Source organism: Pseudochrobactrum sp. B5 (assembly GCF_001939785.1).
Taxonomy (GTDB): Bacteria; Pseudomonadota; Alphaproteobacteria; order Rhizobiales; family Rhizobiaceae; genus Pseudochrobactrum; species Pseudochrobactrum saccharolyticum.
Map to the genome: position 1 here is coordinate 128,140 of NZ_MOYL01000003.1, position 15,925 is coordinate 144,064.

Genomic DNA, 15,925 nt, shown 5'->3' on the forward strand with positions numbered 1-15,925 from the left:
GAAACCGATGATGAGTTGTGCCGTCGGATCCGCAGGTCAAATACGATTCTTCCATCTATCTTCCGGTTAAGTGTACTCACGCATTTAATCCTCAAACCGCATCTGAGTGTTTCGGGTTCTGTGCCCGTTGATTTTCCGATGCTTTAAAAATGCTGAAATTCTGCCTCATATTCAGTTGCTGAAGTGAATGGCAGAACCCAAATGAATCAAAACTGACCCCTGCCGTCTTCGTTTTACGAAAATGATGCGGGGGAATTGGTTTTCGCACGGGATAGCCCGTATTTGAGGTCGAAAATGTTTCGTTGGTTCGAAAAGAAGCTGAACGCCTATCCGGATGTTCCGCTTGAACAACCGCCGAAGGGCTTGTTCAAATTCTGTATGTATTACAGCCGCGGCGCGTGGGGCTGGATTATTGTGATGGCCTTTCTGACAGCGCTGATCGCAATCTTTGAAGTGTCGCTGTTTGCTTTTCTCGGTAATGTCGTGGACTGGCTGAGTGAGCATAATCGTGAAACCTTCCTGCAGCAGGAGGGCTGGAAACTGGCGCTGATCGGCGGCGTTGTTCTGGTGATTTTGCCATTGATTGTTTTGCTGCAATCTCTGGTTCTGCACCAGACACTGATCGGGAATTTCCCGATGCGCATACGCTGGCTGATGCACCGTTATCTGATCCGTCAGTCGATGACATTCTTTCAGGATGAATTTGCCGGACGTATCTCCACCAAGCTGATGCAGACAGCACTGGCTGTGCGTGAAACGGTTATCAAACTTGCGGATGTGATGGTCTATGTAGCGGTCTATTTTACCGGTACAATTTTCATCGCAGCCACGGCTGACTGGCGCCTGATGATCCCGTTCATTGTCTGGCTGCTGGCCTATGTCGGTCTGCTTCGCTATTTCATTCCGCGCCTGCGGGTGATTTCCGAAGCACAAGCCGATGCCCGCTCCGAGATGACCGGCCGTATCGTTGACAGCTATACCAATATTGCCACGGTCAAACTGTTCTCGCACACACAGCGCGAGGAAGGGTATGTCCGTGACAGTCTTGAGCAGTTTCAGGGTACAGTAAACCGCCAGATGCGTATGGTGACGCAGTTCTTCGGTTCACTCTATTTCATGAACTCTTTGCTGCTGTTCTCAGTCGGTGCATTGGGTATCATGCTGTGGATGGATAATGTTGCATCGGTTGGTGCGGTGGCCATCGGTATTGCGCTGTGTTTGCGTCTGAACGGTATGTCCCAGTGGATCATGTGGGAAATGTCGGCACTGTTCGAAAATATCGGCACAGTGGAAGACGGTATGCGTTCGATCGCGCAGCCGCGCAAAGTGATCGATCATGAAGGTGCAAAGCCGCTGCATGTGCGTTCCGGTGAGATCACCTTTGACCGCATCGGTTTCCACTATGGCAAAGGCAAAGGCATCATCAATGATCTGTCGCTGAATATCCGTCCGGGTGAGAAGGTTGGTCTTGTCGGCCGCTCTGGCGCGGGTAAGTCCACACTGGTCAATCTGCTGTTGCGTTTCTACGATCTGGAGCAGGGCAAAATCCTGATCGACGGTCAGGACATTTGCAAAGTCACACAGGACAGCCTGCGCGCCAATATTGGTATGGTGACGCAGGATACCTCGCTGCTGCATCGTTCCGTCAGGGATAATGTCGGCTATGGTCGTCCTGATGCAACGGATGAAATGATGCTGGAAGCGGTTGCACAGGCGCAGGCCGATCAGTTCCTGCCGCATCTGACTGACCCGAAAGGCCGTCAGGGCTTTGACGCGCATGTCGGTGAACGTGGTGTGAAACTGTCCGGCGGTCAGCGCCAGCGTGTGGCCATTGCTCGTGTGATCCTGAAGGATGCGCCGATCCTTATTCTGGATGAAGCGACATCTGCGCTTGATTCCGAAGTGGAAGCGGCAATTCAGGACAGCCTGTACAGGCTGATGGAAGGCAAGACTGTGATTGCCATTGCGCATCGTCTGTCGACCATTGCCGCGCTCGATCGTCTGATCGTGATGGATCAGGGACGCATTATCGAAGACGGCACCCATGAAGAGCTGATTGCGCAGGGCGGCATTTATGCTTCGCTTTGGGCGCGTCAGTCCGGCGGGTTCCTCGGCTTTGATGATGAAGAAGAAAAACAGGCGCTGCCTGAGCCTGCTGAATAATCACTGTTCAAGTAGAGAAAAACACCCGCCGCCGTACTACCCGAGCGGCGGCGGGTACGTTTTCAGTCTTTTAAATATGACGTCCGGCGTTAATCGCGGACGGAAAGTTTTTTATTTTATATATTAAAAACATCAGCAATTTGCTTGCCGATTCTGTTTGCATGCGCCTTCCTGCCTGTAATTATTGCGGGATGCTGCGGAAAGGCCTTCCCGATGAATATGATTTACCGTCTGTTTGAAAACTGGATTGATCCGTTGCAGGATTTCGACGGTAAACGCCCGCCGCAAACCACAATGCGGTTTCTCTGGCATTATATTTATCAGGCGCGCTGGCCTTTGCTGCTGGCTCTGATCGTTGGTGGTATTCTGCCGCTTCTGGAAGCCGGCCTGTTTTATTTTACCGGACGCATTGTGGATATTCTTGACCAGAGCGCAATGGAGCGTAGCTGGCACGGTCTTTATATCAGCGCCGGTTATGAATTGCTGGCGATGGGGTTTATCGTGCTGGTGGTGCGGGTGCTGATGACCGCGCTCAGCTCCTTGCTGGATGATCAGACAATTACGCCCGGATTTTACAATCTGATCCGCTGGCAGGCCAATTCCTATGTGTTGCGTCAGTCCTATGCGTTTTTCCAGAATGATTTTTCAGGCCGTATCGCTACCAAAGTCTGGCAGGCAGGGCAGGCGGCCGGTGATCTGATTACCAGTTTCATTCAGGTTGTCTGGTTTATGATTATTTACAGCATCACAACATTGCTGCTGTTCGGTCAGCTCGACTGGCGGCTTGCGGTACTGGTGGTGGTGTGGATGGTGTTATTCGCGTGGATCGCACGCCTCTATCTGCCGACCATGCGTAAACAGGCCGAGGCCAGTGCTGAGGCCGGTTCGCTGATTAACGGTCGTATCGTCGACAGCTACACCAATATTCAGACCATCAAGCTGAATACGCCGGATATGGATCAGGCCTATCTGCGGTCAGGCTTTGCCAGCTATATCAAGACCATGCTGCCTTTCATGCGCACGCTGACAGGAATGCGCGTTTCCATGACTGCACTTTCCAGCCTGATGATTGTGCTGGTTGCGGCATTCTCGATTGATCTGTGGACCAAAGGTCAGGCGACAGTGGGTGAGGTGGCTTTCACGCTCGGTCTGGTTCTGCGTTTGAATATGCTGCTTGGTCGTTTGATGATGCAGATGAACGGTATGCTGCGTTCCTATGGTGTGATTGAAAACTCCATGCGGCTGATCTCTGCACCGCTCGGCATGGAAGACAAACGCGATGCCAAACCGCTGCAGGTGACCTCCGGTGCCATTGATATTGAGCATGTGACTTTCCGTTATGGCTCCGAGAATGAAAACAAGGTGAAGGCCGGTGTGCTGAGTGATATCAGCCTTGCCATTCGCGGCGGCGAGCGTGTCGGTCTGATCGGTCATTCCGGCGCCGGCAAAACCACGCTGATCAATCTGATGCTGCGGCTCTACGATGTTGATACCGGCTCTGTGCGCATTGACGGGCAGGATGTGCGCGATGTGACGCAAAGCTCATTACGTGCGGCTTTTGCGGTGGTCAGTCAGGAGACAGCACTGCTGCACCGCTCTTTGCGCGACAATATTATGCTGGCGAAAGCCGATGCATCTGAGGAGGAGCTGCGTTTTGCCGCCAGTCAGGCCGAGGCTGAGGAATTTATCGGCGCGTTGGAGGATTACAAAGGTCGTAAAGCCTATGATGCTTTTGTCGGCGAGCGCGGCGTTAAATTGTCCGGCGGACAGCGGCAGAGAATCAGTATTGCCCGTGCCGTTTTGAAAAATGCGCCGATTCTTATTCTTGATGAGGCCACATCAGCTCTCGATTCAGAGGTCGAGGCAGCCATTCAGGAAAATCTGACGCGGCTGATGGCGGGTAAAACCGTGATCGCTATTGCGCATCGCCTGTCGACAATTGCACAGCTGGATCGTCTGGTTGTGCTGGATCATGGCCGGATTGCCGAAAGCGGTTCGCATGACGAACTGATTGCTTCGGGTGGTATTTATGCCGGTTTATGGGCGCGTCAGTCCGGTGGCTTTCTTGGTGAGGCCGATGAGGAAATCTGAATAGCGGGGAGAATTCTCCCCGCGTGAACTTTGCGCGTGATCGGTCAAAACAGAGTTCTTATGCCGGTTGATGACGGAAATGCAGTGTTTTATGACGTTTTTGTAACTCTTTATGCGGTTGTTGCATCTGCGACCTGCCGGTTCTTGTTTTATATTGCATATCAGTAAACCGGGTTTCCTGACCGGTTCGGGCAGAGCGCGGTTTTATTTTAAAAACTGTTCGCAGGTAATTTTATACAGGTGCGGAATGGCCGTTTGCCTGTTCTGCCCCGTGTGATTTTGCACGAAATGGTCACAGGTGCTTTGCCATTGATACGGGTGAGGAAAGCCGTTTTTTGACCATAGTGCGGCCTTCACTTTGCCGGTTTCCATGCCTGCGACATGGTGCCGTAAGTGCCTCAGATGACTGGACAAGCTTTTTTATCATGCCTAAACCTTGAACAAGGTGGGGGAGTTATGTCCGGTTTGTATCTGTTTTCAGGTCTTACAGCTCTCAGCACAAAACGTCACATAATTACGGACGAATGTGCTCGCGGACAACAGAGGACAGTTCAACATGCAAGTCAAAAAGGAAGTGGTACGTGAGCGCACACGACACAGCTGAGCCGACACGGCGTGATTTTCTGTACATAGCGACGGGAATGGCCGGCGTAGTCGGTGCTGCCGGCTTGGCATGGCCATTTATCGACCAGATGCGGCCGGATGCTTCAACCCTTGCGGCGGCATCCATTGAAGTGGACGTTTCGTCCCTCGCGGAAGGCGGATCGCTGACAGTAAAATGGCGCGGTAAGCCGGTATTTATCCGTAACCGTACGGCTAAAGAAATCGAAGATGCCAAAAACACGCCGATGTCTGCATTGAAGGACCCTCTGGCGCGTAATGCCAATCTGGCAGCAGACGCACCGGCTTCGGATCTGGAACGCACTGCCGGTGAAGGCAAAGAAAACTGGATCGTCATGATCGGCGTTTGCACCCATCTGGGTTGCGTGCCGCTTGGTGAAGCCGGTGAATTCGGCGGATGGTTCTGCCCGTGCCACGGTTCGACTTATGATACGGCTGGCCGTATCCGCAGCGGTCCGGCACCGGAAAATATGCACATTCCGGAATTTGCATTCATTTCCGATACCGTCATTAAAGTCGGTTGAGTGGTCTGAGGAGAAATTTTATGAGCGGCGGACACTCTTCATATACGCCAAAGACCGGTATCGAAAAATGGGTTGACGCAAGGCTGCCTCTGCCGCGCCTCGTCTATGACTCGTTTATTGCTTATCCGGTTCCGCGTAACCTGAACTATATGTATACATTCGGCGGCATTCTGGCCTTCATGCTGATCGCTCAGCTGTTGACCGGTATTGTGCTGGCTATGCATTATGCAGCATCCACCCAGCTGGCTTTCGGCTCGGTCGAAAAGATCATGCGTGATGTCAATTCCGGCTGGTTGCTGCGTTATATGCACTCCAATGGTGCATCCTTCTTCTTTATTGCGGTTTATCTGCATATCGCCCGCGGTATGTATTACGGTTCCTATAAGGCTCCGCGTGAGCTGTTGTGGATCCTCGGCGTGGTCATTTTCCTGCTGATGATGGCAACCGCATTCATGGGCTATGTGCTGCCATGGGGACAGATGTCCTTCTGGGGTGCGACCGTTATCACCGGCTTCTTTACGGCGTTTCCGATTATCGGTGAACCGATCCAGCAGCTGCTGCTTGGCGGTTTTGCCGTGGATAATCCGACACTGAACCGCTTCTTCTCGCTGCACTATCTTCTGCCGTTCATGATTGCCGGTGTTGTTGTGTTGCACGTATGGGCACTGCATGTGACCGGTCAGACCAACCCGACCGGTATTGAAGTGAAAACGAAGACAGATACACTGCCGTTCACACCTTATGCGACGATCAAAGATGCATTCGGCGCGGTCGTGTTCTTCATATTCTTCGCCTATTTCGTCTTCTATATGCCGAACTATCTCGGCCATCCGGATAACTATATTGAAGCAAATGCGATGGTAACCCCTGCGCATATCGTTCCTGAATGGTACTTCCTGCCGTTCTATGCGATGCTGCGTGCGATTACCTTCAATATCGGCCCGATCGACTCCAAGCTCGGCGGTGTTCTGGTGATGTTTGGTTCGATTGCTATCCTGTTTGTGCTGCCATGGCTTGATACATCGAAGGTACGTTCGGCGGTTTACCGTCCTTGGTTCAAGATGTTCTTCTGGGTATTTGTCGCCAATGCGATTTTCCTCGGCTGGCTCGGTTCCCGTCCTGCTGAGGGTGTCTATACCCTGATGGCACAGATCGGCACGCTGTATTATTTCGCATTCTTTATCATCATTCTGCCGGTACTCGGTTTGGTTGAAAAGCCGAAGCGTATACCAAACTCCATCACTGAAGCGGTTCTCGGTTCGGATGATGAAGTTGCAAAAGCAGATGCTAAAGCCTGATTGCAGCACCAGATAGGAAGAGTACAGTTATGAAAATGTTCTTTACCGGTCTTGCTGCTTTCGGTCTGGCCACAGCGCTCACACTGGGCGCTGTACAGGCTGAGACTGCGGGCAGTGAAGCAGAACCGGCACATTACCCGATCAAGCATCCGACACAGGAAAGCTGGTCATTCGCAGGGCCTTTCGGCACCTATGACAAGGCACAGTTGCAGCGCGGCCTGAAAATCTACAAGGAAGTCTGCTCCGCCTGTCATTCGATGAAACTGGTACCGTTCCGCACGCTGAGCGATCTTGGTTATAATGATGACCAGATCAAAGCTTTTGCTGCGGAATATGAAGTGCAGGACGGCCCGAATGCTGACGGTGAAATGTTCACCCGTGCAGCTCGTCCGGGCGATTATTTCCCGTCACCTTTCGCGAATGCGGAAGCCGCGGCCGCTGCCAATAATAATGCAGTCCCGCCGGATTTCTCGCTGATCGCCAAGGCGCGTGGTGTTGAACGTGGTTTCCCGACATTTGTGTTTGATATTTTCACACAATATGCGGAAGCGGGTCCTGATTATATTCATGCCCTGCTGACCAGCTATGATGAAACACCGCCTGCAGGTATGCAGATTCCTGAAGGTACGCATTATAACCCTGCCTTTATCGCCGGTAAGTCGCTTGCTATGGCCAAGCCACTCAGCGATGGTCAGGTGACCTATGATGACGGTTCGCCGGAAACAGTTGAACAATATTCGCGCGATATTTCTGCCTTCCTGATGTGGGCTGCTGAGCCGCATATGGAAGATCGTAAGAAAACCGGTTTCCGCGTTATCGTGTTCCTGCTGTTGCTGGGTGCAATTGTTTACGCAACGAAACGTCGTGTTTTTGCGGGTATTAAGCACTAATTGGCTTCACACTGATCGTGTGATCCTATAAATAAGAAAAAGGGCGCTTAGGGCGTCCTTTTTTATGTGAAGTTTGATCTGTTTTATCTGCTTACTGTGCGTAGCCGGTAAACAGAGCGCTATAACGCCGGATGGCGATTATCTGTCTCAACAGAGGATTGAACGGATAGAGCCAACCAGAGAGTTACAAATGAGGATTTGCCATGAATGATGAAACCAAAGAGTTTCTGAAGGCTTCGTTGCGTACAATTCCGGACTATCCGCGTCCGGGCGTAATGTTTCGCGATGTAACGACACTGATGGGCAATCCTCAGGCTTTCCGCCGTGCGATTGATGAACTGGTATTTCCTTTTGCCGGTGGCAAAGCTGACAAGATTGCCGGTGTAGAAGCCCGTGGCTTTATTCTCGGTGGCGCAATGGCGCATCAGTTGTCGGCCGGTTTCGTGCCGATCCGCAAAAAAGGCAAGCTGCCTTATGAGACTGTGCGTATTGCCTATAGTCTGGAATATGGCCTTGATGAAATGGAAATGCATAGCGATGCGATCCATCCGGGCGAACGGGTCATCCTCGTTGACGATCTGATCGCAACCGGCGGTACAGCTGTTGCTGCGGTCAATCTGCTGCGTCAGATGAAAGCTGAAATTGTTGCTGCCTGTTTCATTATCGATCTGCCTGATTTGGGCGGACGCAAGAAACTGGAAGAGCTTGGTGTGCAGGTTCGCACCTTGCTGGAATTTGAAGGCGATTAAATCTGCTTATCTCTGAGATGAGAGCATAATTTCTTCAACTTGGATCAGTTTAAGGTAAAAATTATGCTCTCATTTTTAAGTGTTAGAGCGACCTTGTGTAGCGCCCAATCGGGCGCACGGCGCACTAATAAAAAGCCTGCCTGAGCAATCAGGCAGGCTTTTTATATTTCTAATGTGCTTACGATCAGGGCAGCTTCACCAGAGCGGCACCGTCAAATTGCATCACACGCTCGCCATGCTGGTTTGTGCCTGTGGAGTGATGGCTGAGCATAGACCAGCCCGGTTTTGTCGCCAGCGGGCGAATGCCGGTAATCTGTGCTGTATAAGCGATCACATCACCTGCAAAGACCGGATGCTCCCAGCGCAGGTTTTCAAAACCGGGTGAGGGGCCGAAAACCGGCGGCGTTTCTCCGCGCTCCATGCAGGTTTTAATTATACCAATCATGGATTGCACATTCAGGCGCATCCAGACCGCAGTGGTGTGCCAGCCTGAGGCGCAGAGGGCGCCAAAGAAACTTTCTTTGGCTGCAACCGGATCAGTATGAAAGACCTGCGGGTCATATTTTTCTGCAAAGCGGATAATCTTCGCCTCGGTAAATTCATAAGAGCCGATGGTAACTGTTTTGCCGATATTCTCTTCAAGAATGGATGGCTTGCTGGTCTTTTCCATCATCACGCCTCCTGAATATTTACGCGCATGAAAATTGAACCCTGTGCCTCACAAACCGGAATGTCGTTCTGGTTGGTGATTTTGTGGTTCAGCCGGATGATGCCGAGTGCAGGTTGTGAGCGAGAGATACGCTTTTCCAGCACTGTTGTGGTTGCGCTGATTGTGTCTCCGGCCAATACAGGTTTCAGCCATTTGACATATTCCACGCCGGGTGCACCCTGACTGTCGGAATTGCTGATAAACCGGTCAGCCATCATGCGCATCAGCATGGCACAGGTATGCCAGCCGGAAGCGGAGAGGCCGCCGAGAATTGACGCTTTGCCTGCTTCTTCGCTCATATGAAAAGGCTGTGGGTCAAACTCGCTGGCAAAGGCAATGACTTCTTCCGCCGTCACCAGCCTGGAGCCGAGTTGCAGGCTGTCGCCGACGATAAAATCATTATAGGTGAAATGGGGCTGGCTCAACGGCACTCTCCTCCGTTTATATGACAAGCTGCCGTGCAATAGTGATATGTGGCTGCTTTGTTTTCGGTGTTGTATCCTATGATCTTTTACGTAAACGTCAAATGATGTTTTGTTAAATTACACAGATACAAAAAAAGCCCTGCAGAGCAGGGCTTTAAATTCGGTGATATATAAAATCAGGTGTTGAATTTGAACAGCATCACATCGCCGTCCTGCACCACATATTCCTTGCCTTCATCACGGGCTTTACCGGCTTCTTTGGCGCCGACTTCACCTTTGTAGGTAACGTAGTCATTAAACGCGATAGTCTGCGCGCGGATGAAACCGCGTTCAAAATCAGTATGGATCACACCGGCTGCCTGCGGAGCTTTAGCACCGCGATGCACAGTCCATGCACGGGTTTCTTTTGGTCCGGCAGTGAAATAAGTAATCAGATCAAGCAGGCTGTAGCCCGCACGGATCAAACGGTCGAGACCTGGCTCTTCCAGACCCATTTCACCAAGGAACAGCTGTGCATCTTCATCCGGCAGCTGCGAAACTTCCGCTTCAATCGCTGCGGAAATGATAACAGTTTCCGCACCCTGTTCTTTTGCCATTTTGGCGACAGCTTCGGTGTGCTCGTTGCCGTTTGCTGCATCGCTTTCTGCAACATTGCAGACATAAAGCACAGGCTTGGAAGTCAGCAGGTTCAGGCCTTTGAGGATCAGCAGATCGTCCGGTGCAATGCCTTTCAGCAGCATACGGACAGGCTCACCATTCTGAAGCAGCTTCAGGGATTCTTCCATCATCGGCAGAACGGTTGTTGCTTCTTTGTCTTTGCCGGTGGCGCGCTTGCGGATCTGGACGATGCGGCGCTCAAGGCTTTCGAGATCGGAGAGCATCAGTTCGGTTTCAACGGTCTGCGCATCGGAGACCGGATCAATACGGCCTTCAACATGGGTGATGTCATCATCTTCAAAGCAGCGCAGCACATGAACAATCGCGTCGACTTCACGGATATTGGCGAGGAACTGGTTGCCCAGACCTTCACCCTTGGAAGCGCCGCGTACCAGACCGGCAATATCAACAAAGTTGATACGGGTCGGGATCAGTTCTTTTGAACCGGCAATGTCTGCGATCTGGCGCATACGGCTGTCCGGCACTGCAACTTCACCGGTATTCGGCTCAATGGTGCAGAAAGGATAGTTTGCAGCCTGTGCGGCAGCTGTTTTGGTCAGTGCGTTGAAGAGGGTGGACTTGCCGACATTCGGCAGGCCAACGATACCGCATTTGAAACCCATGGTAGAACCTTATCCGGTCTGGTGCGAATTTTAAGAACGACCGGCAATGGCGCGGTTCAGCCCTTATCCTTCAGCATGAAACGTAATGAATATTGCCATTGCCTATGCGCTATGGGGCAAGCACAGGTCAAGGGCAGTGGTGTAAATTGCAGGAAAAAGCCGCTGAAATTTGCAGCTTGCAGCGCGTTTTGTGTTTAGTCGCCCTTTTTGCCGAAGAGTTTGGCCAGCATATCGGCCATAGGGCCGGTTGTTGGAACGTTGGGGGCAATCGTATTATTTTGCCGTGCCTGACGGATATGACTCTGGGCTTTGGGCGCAGCTTTTACCGGTGCCTCTGCTTTGGCATCCTGCTTGCCGCCCATGACAAGCGAGAGCTTATTCATGAAGCCGTTATCGTCTTTTTTGACGAGATAGGACAGATTGTCAGCAATGCCGGTAAAGAGCAGATCCAGCCATTCATTGTCGGCTTTGGCAAAATCACCCAGCACATAATGATGCACCAGATCTTTCGAACCCGGATGGCCAATGCCAAGGCGCATACGGCGATATTCCTTGGAGTTCAGCAACCCGTGCATATGCTGGTCGATGGACTTGATGCCATTGTGACCATTGGCACTGCCACCGGCTTTGACACGCAATTTAGCTGGCGGCAGATCAAGCTCGTCATAGACTACAATGAGATCGCTGATTGCCAGCTTATAGAAACGCATCGCTTCGCCGACAGACTGACCGGAAAGGTTCATAAAAGTTTGCGGCTTGAGCAGCAATACTTTCTCGCCGTCGATCATGCCTTCGGAAATCAAACCCTGAAACTTTTTCGACCATGGCGAAAAGCGATGGCGGGCATGAATTTCATCCACGGCCATAAAACCGATATTGTGACGGTTTCGCGCATATTGCGCACCGGGATTGCCGAGGCCGGTTATCAGCAGCATGGTCGTCTCCGAGAGTAAGATATGGCAAGCGTTTTATCAGGCTGTGCTGGTATCACAAACAAAAACATCTCCGGTTTGCACCGGAGATGTTTGATAAATCAGAAGCCGGAAGGCTCGAAATTTATGCTACGCGGATGAAGTCTACGTGCAGAGGCGTGTCTTTAACGCGATCCATCTGGTAGTCTTTAGGCTGAACTTTGATGGTCTGGCCGTCAACATCAATGTTGAAAACGGTAGACTTGAAGCCGCCGCCATAGATCAGGTAGTAAATGGTTTTATAGTCGATAGCGACCGAAATAGCAGGCTGCTTGTCACCATAGATGACTGCTGGAATCTGACCGTTGTCGCGAAGTGCACGGGAGGACCCCTTACCAGCCCGTTCGCGTTTTACGGCCTTGAGAGTTTTAACTTCGCTCATGGCTTTTCCTTATCAAGTAATTTGGAGTGTTCCGCAAAATCAGGTGAGATTCCGAAACATGATATATCCGCGAAATACGCAGCAAAAACAGCGATGATGCGGGCATATCATTCCGCGTTGCCTCCAAGGGTGTCTACGCGGATGCGCTCTCATAAGCGATAAAACCTGTGAGTGCAAGTTTTTGTGCACAAGACAGGCATTTTTGAGCCTTATATGGCCTGTCGCTGTGTATTCCGCCGCAGCCGTGATAAATGCGCGCGCTTCGTGACTTGGTGTTATGATACATAGCTGATAGACAAGTTCCATATCCCGAATCTTATTTTATCACACCCGTTCATCAGGGTGTTTTTTCACGTGTATTTCAGGAGGTCATATGAAGGTCGGCATCGACATGGGAGCCACAACGAACGGCACCGCGGCTATGCTCGATCTCGAAGAGCTTCTGGCCACACGTCTGCTGGTTCAGGGTAATTCCGGCTCCGGTAAATCCTATCTGCTGCGCCGCTTGCTGGAGCAGAGCGCACCGTGGGTGCAGCAGTGCATCATTGATCCTGAAGGCGATTTTGTCACGCTGGCCGATGTTTACGGCCATGTGGTGGTTGATGCTGCACGTACCGAGGCTGAACTGACCCGTATTGCCCAGCGTATCCGTCAGCACCGTGTGTCTGTGGTGGTTAATCTCGAAGGCCTGGATATTGACCAGCAGATGAAAGCCGCTGCGGCATTCCTCAATGGTATGTTCGATGCCGACCGTGATTATTGGTATCCGATGCTGGTGGTTGTCGATGAAGCGCAGCTTTTTGCACCTTCTGTCGGTGGTGAGGTTTCGGATGAAGCGCGTAAAATCTCGCTGAGCGCCATGACCAACCTGATGTGCCGTGGCCGTAAGCGCGGACTGGCCGGTGTCATTGCCACGCAGCGTCTGGCAAAGCTTGCCAAGAACGTGGCGGCTGAAGCTTCCAACTTTCTGATGGGGCGTACCTTTCTTGATATTGATATGGCGCGTGCGGCCGATCTGCTGGGTATGGATCGCCGTCAGGCAGAACAGTTCCGTGATTTGCAGCGCGGCCATTTTGTGGCGTTGGGGCCTGCCTTGTCGCGCCGTCCGCTGCCGGTGAAAATCGGCAAGGTGGAAACTTCTGCGCGCTCATCCAGCCCGAAACTGATGCCATTGCCGGATTCTCCGGTTGATGCGGCTGATCTGATTTTTACGCCAAGTGCGGCTGAAGCGAAGATGATTGTGCGTCGTCCGCCGCCACCGCCACCACCGCCGCGCCCGATTGCAGAAATTCTGGAACAGGTGGTGAAAGCCAAGCCGGAAGCCGAAGTGCCGGATGAGCCGCTGTTTCCGGGCTTGGTGGAAGCCGAGCGTGAAGAGCTGTTGGATAAGGTGATGACCGAGATCATCGAAGATCCGGAAGCCGCTTATCGCACTGTGGCAGTACTGTATCAGGATTTTCTGGTGCGCTGCCGTATTCATCGTGTACCGGGGGAACCGCTGGCGTTACCGGCATTCCGTCGTCGTCTTGCTGTGGCACAGGCCAGCGGCGGGGATGAGCTGATTGATGATGAGAAGTGGCAGACTGCGCTGCAATTGTCAGAAAGCCTGACCGATGATGTGCAGGGCGTGTTTCTGATTGTGGCGCAGGCTGCGGTTAAAGCTGCGCCATGCCCGTCTGATGCCACGCTGGCGCGTGCCTATGGCAGTCACTCCACCAGCCGCGCCCGTCGTCTGCTGACTTATTTTGAAGAGCGCGGCCTGCTGGTTGTACGAAATGACTTCAAGGGCATGCGTATTGTTGCATTTCCCGATATGGGCTGTGAAACCGCAGCCGGTGATCCGAACGGGCCTGATGAAAGCGCAGACAGCGCCGAGGCTGCGGAATAATCAGGTTTTCATTTTCGCCATATCGGCATCATCGAGCGCTGTTGCCCGTTGCAGGGCAGGGCGTTCCAGTAGTCTCTGGCTGTAAGCGATAAAGCTCGGGCGTTTTTCAATTGTATTGAACCCCAGACCGAAATTCACTTGCGCACCGACATAGACATCGGCTGCGGTAAAGCGGTCGCCGGTAATGTAAGGCGTTTCTGACAGCGCCTGATCCAGCACATCCATAACAGTTTCATAGGAGCCATAGCCGATAAACCGACCCTGTTCTTCTGTCGGATTAAAGCCGCTGGCATGGTTGCTGACAGCCGCTTCCACAGGTCCTGCGCCGAAAAACAGCCAGCGATAATATTTTGCCCGCTCGTCTGCGGTTGGCGCCAGTTTGGCATCCGGAAAAACATCAGCCAGATAGGCGATGATCGCAGCTGTTTCGGTGATGATATGATCGTTATGCTGCAATGCCGGTACTTTGCCCATCGGATTGATTGACCGGTATTCCGCATCTTTCATAACCGGACCGAAAGGGACGATCTGTGTAGTGTAGGGAGAGCCGGTTTCTTCCAGCATCCAGCGGGCAATGCGTCCGCGCGACATCGGATTTGTATAGAGTATGGGATCTGACATGATGCATTCTCCTCCGTTTGAGAAAAAGAATGCACTGTCTTTGTGAAGAAGAAAACAAAAAAGCCGGATCAATGATCCGGCTTTTTCAATTCAGATAACCAGCAGTTTTTAGTCAAACAGGCTGGATACGGATTCTTCCGCAGCGGTACGGGCAATCGCTTCACCGATCAGGCCGGAGATCGACAGGACGCGGATGTTGTGTGCCTGATCAATTGCAGCGGTTGGCTGAATGGAATCGGTGATAACCAGCTCTTTCAGCTTGGAATTGGTGATACGGGCAATCGCGCCGCCGGAGAGAACACCATGGGTGATATAGGCGGTAACGCTGGTTGCGCCTTTAGCCAGCAGAGCTTCAGCCGCATTGCAGAGTGTGCCGCCGGAATCAACGATATCGTCGAACAGCAGGCAGTCTTTGCCGGTTACATCACCGATGACGTTCATAACTTCCGATTCACCCGGACGGTCACGGCGCTTGTCAACGATTGCCAGCTGCGCATCAATGCGCTTGGCCAATGAGCGGGCGCGTACCACACCGCCAACGTCCGGCGAAACCACCATCACATTGGATGTATCGTAATTGGCTTTAACATCGCGGGCGATAACCGGAACAGCATAGAGATTGTCGGTCGGGATATCGAAGAAGCCCTGAATCTGACCGGCATGAAGATCAAGGGTCAGAACGCGGTTTGCACCGGCTTCAGTGATAAGATTGGCAACCAGCTTGGCGGAAATCGGTGTACGCGGGCCTGGTTTACGATCCTGACGGGCATAGCCGTAATAAGGCAGCACTGCAGTGATGCGGCGTGCTGAAGAACGACGGAATGCATCGATCATGATCAGCAGTTCCATCAGGTGGTCATTGGTCGGATAAGAGGTGGACTGCAGAACGAAAACGTCCTCACCACGCACATTTTCCTGAATTTCCACGAAGATTTCCTGATCGGCAAAACGCTTCACAACGGCTTTGCCGAGCGGAATATTCAGATGTTTTGCGACGGATTCTGCTAGGACACGATTGGAGTTGCCCGCGAAAAGTTTCATGCTTTTTTGCCTCTGGCGCTGGTTTGCCTAGCGCATAAACCTTGAATGCATTTTGCATTGGTCATGCGCGGATTCCCTGTATCCGGGTTTGATTGTGAGAGTTCAGGGTCTGCAACCCGTCCGTCTCATAGAATTTCAACTTCAGCAGCTATGCATCATTTCTTCATACAACACTGGCTGGATGAGCGGCCTTTTACAAAGCTTGGCCAGTATTGCAAGGGTACAAAAGCCGCAGGGCAGCATTAATGCCCCGATATTTCACAAAAGCTGCA

13 protein-coding genes and 1 pseudogene are annotated in these 15,925 nt (G+C 52.0%); 7 read left to right on the plus strand and 7 right to left on the minus strand.

The genetic code is table 11. The annotated features are described in order from the left end of the window. Positions 1 to 294 precede the first annotated feature (294 nt). The 6 genes from BKD14_RS10980 to BKD14_RS11005 all read left to right on the plus strand — a co-directional run bounded on the left by BKD14_RS10980 (position 295) and on the right by BKD14_RS11005 (position 8,336). Positions 295 to 2,163, plus strand: coding sequence for an ABC transporter ATP-binding protein (locus BKD14_RS10980; RefSeq protein ID WP_022710120.1), 1,869 nt, complete (start codon positions 295 to 297; stop codon positions 2,161 to 2,163). A 213-nt stretch (positions 2,164 to 2,376) separates the two neighbouring features. Then, positions 2,377 to 4,254: an ABC transporter ATP-binding protein gene (locus BKD14_RS10985; RefSeq protein WP_075656018.1), complete on the plus strand. Its 1,878-nt coding sequence runs from the start codon at positions 2,377 to 2,379 to the stop codon at positions 4,252 to 4,254. A gap of 581 nt (positions 4,255 to 4,835) precedes the next feature. After that, positions 4,836 to 5,399, plus strand: a complete 564-nt coding sequence (gene petA / locus BKD14_RS10990) for a ubiquinol-cytochrome c reductase iron-sulfur subunit (protein ID WP_028233437.1) — start codon at positions 4,836 to 4,838, stop codon at positions 5,397 to 5,399. Between the two features lie 20 nt (positions 5,400 to 5,419). Beyond that, positions 5,420 to 6,697 carry a cytochrome b N-terminal domain-containing protein gene (locus tag BKD14_RS10995; RefSeq protein WP_022710124.1) on the plus strand — a complete coding sequence of 426 codons (1,278 nt, stop codon included), beginning with the start codon at positions 5,420 to 5,422 and terminating at the stop codon, positions 6,695 to 6,697. A gap of 29 nt (positions 6,698 to 6,726) precedes the next feature. Continuing rightward, positions 6,727 to 7,587 carry a cytochrome c1 gene (locus BKD14_RS11000; protein ID WP_022710125.1) on the plus strand — a complete coding sequence of 287 codons (861 nt, stop codon included), beginning with the start codon at positions 6,727 to 6,729 and terminating at the stop codon, positions 7,585 to 7,587. Positions 7,588 to 7,790: 203 nt separating this feature from the next. Then, a complete protein-coding gene (locus BKD14_RS11005) occupies positions 7,791 to 8,336 on the plus strand; it encodes an adenine phosphoribosyltransferase (RefSeq protein ID WP_022710126.1) in 546 nt (181 codons plus the stop codon). A gap of 184 nt (positions 8,337 to 8,520) precedes the next feature. On the opposite strand, the gene BKD14_RS11010 is transcribed toward BKD14_RS11005, so the two are convergent. From BKD14_RS11010 to rplY, 5 genes and pseudogenes are all read right to left on the minus strand, one after another. Beyond that, positions 8,521 to 9,006 (minus strand): MaoC family dehydratase, encoded by a 486-nt coding sequence (locus tag BKD14_RS11010; protein ID WP_075656373.1) that lies wholly within the window; start codon positions 9,004 to 9,006, stop codon positions 8,521 to 8,523. A gap of 2 nt (positions 9,007 to 9,008) precedes the next feature. Beyond that, positions 9,009 to 9,476: a MaoC family dehydratase gene (locus BKD14_RS11015; protein WP_075656020.1), complete on the minus strand. Its 468-nt coding sequence runs from the start codon at positions 9,474 to 9,476 to the stop codon at positions 9,009 to 9,011. 170 nt (positions 9,477 to 9,646) lie between these two features. Then, complete coding sequence (gene ychF / locus BKD14_RS11020) at positions 9,647 to 10,750, minus strand: redox-regulated ATPase YchF (RefSeq protein ID WP_075656022.1); 1,104 nt, start codon at positions 10,748 to 10,750, stop codon at positions 9,647 to 9,649. 194 nt (positions 10,751 to 10,944) lie between these two features. Then, a complete protein-coding gene (gene pth, locus BKD14_RS11025; protein WP_075656024.1) occupies positions 10,945 to 11,685 on the minus strand; it encodes an aminoacyl-tRNA hydrolase in 741 nt (246 codons plus the stop codon). Between the two features lie 124 nt (positions 11,686 to 11,809). Continuing rightward, positions 11,810 to 12,103, minus strand: a pseudogene (rplY, locus tag BKD14_RS11030) (50S ribosomal protein L25); the annotation flags it as partial. Between the two features lie 373 nt (positions 12,104 to 12,476). On the opposite strand from rplY, the gene BKD14_RS11035 reads away from it, so the two are divergent. Continuing rightward, positions 12,477 to 13,991, plus strand: a complete 1,515-nt coding sequence (locus BKD14_RS11035; protein ID WP_075656028.1) for an ATP-binding protein — start codon at positions 12,477 to 12,479, stop codon at positions 13,989 to 13,991. Here BKD14_RS11035 and BKD14_RS11040 read toward each other — a convergent pair whose 3' ends face one another. After that, the gene (locus BKD14_RS11040) at positions 13,992 to 14,612 is read right to left on the minus strand and encodes a glutathione S-transferase family protein (RefSeq protein ID WP_075656030.1); all 621 of its coding nucleotides are present in this window, start codon (positions 14,610 to 14,612) and stop codon (positions 13,992 to 13,994) included. 108 nt (positions 14,613 to 14,720) lie between these two features. Then, positions 14,721 to 15,653: a ribose-phosphate pyrophosphokinase gene (locus tag BKD14_RS11045; protein WP_075656032.1), complete on the minus strand. Its 933-nt coding sequence runs from the start codon at positions 15,651 to 15,653 to the stop codon at positions 14,721 to 14,723. Positions 15,654 to 15,925: the final 272 nt, after the last annotated feature.

What these genes read in the sequence shown, in the direction of transcription:
- BKD14_RS10980 (WP_022710120.1), top strand. Translation starts at nt 295, where the DNA reads ATGTTTCGTTGGTTCGAAAAGAAGCTGAACGCCTATCCGGATGTTCCG.
- BKD14_RS10985 (WP_075656018.1), top strand. Translation starts at nt 2,377, where the DNA reads ATGAATATGATTTACCGTCTGTTTGAAAACTGGATTGATCCGTTGCAG.
- BKD14_RS10995 (WP_022710124.1), top strand. Translation starts at nt 5,420, where the DNA reads ATGAGCGGCGGACACTCTTCATATACGCCAAAGACCGGTATCGAAAAA.
- BKD14_RS11000 (WP_022710125.1), top strand. Translation starts at nt 6,727, where the DNA reads ATGAAAATGTTCTTTACCGGTCTTGCTGCTTTCGGTCTGGCCACAGCG.
- BKD14_RS11005 (WP_022710126.1), top strand. Translation starts at nt 7,791, where the DNA reads ATGAATGATGAAACCAAAGAGTTTCTGAAGGCTTCGTTGCGTACAATT.
- BKD14_RS11010 (WP_075656373.1), bottom strand. Translation starts at nt 9,006, where the DNA reads ATGGAAAAGACCAGCAAGCCATCCATTCTTGAAGAGAATATCGGCAAA.
- ychF (WP_075656022.1), bottom strand. Translation starts at nt 10,750, where the DNA reads ATGGGTTTCAAATGCGGTATCGTTGGCCTGCCGAATGTCGGCAAGTCC.
- pth (WP_075656024.1), bottom strand. Translation starts at nt 11,685, where the DNA reads ATGCTGCTGATAACCGGCCTCGGCAATCCCGGTGCGCAATATGCGCGA.
- BKD14_RS11035 (WP_075656028.1), top strand. Translation starts at nt 12,477, where the DNA reads ATGAAGGTCGGCATCGACATGGGAGCCACAACGAACGGCACCGCGGCT.
- BKD14_RS11040 (WP_075656030.1), bottom strand. Translation starts at nt 14,612, where the DNA reads ATGTCAGATCCCATACTCTATACAAATCCGATGTCGCGCGGACGCATT.
- BKD14_RS11045 (WP_075656032.1), bottom strand. Translation starts at nt 15,653, where the DNA reads ATGAAACTTTTCGCGGGCAACTCCAATCGTGTCCTAGCAGAATCCGTC.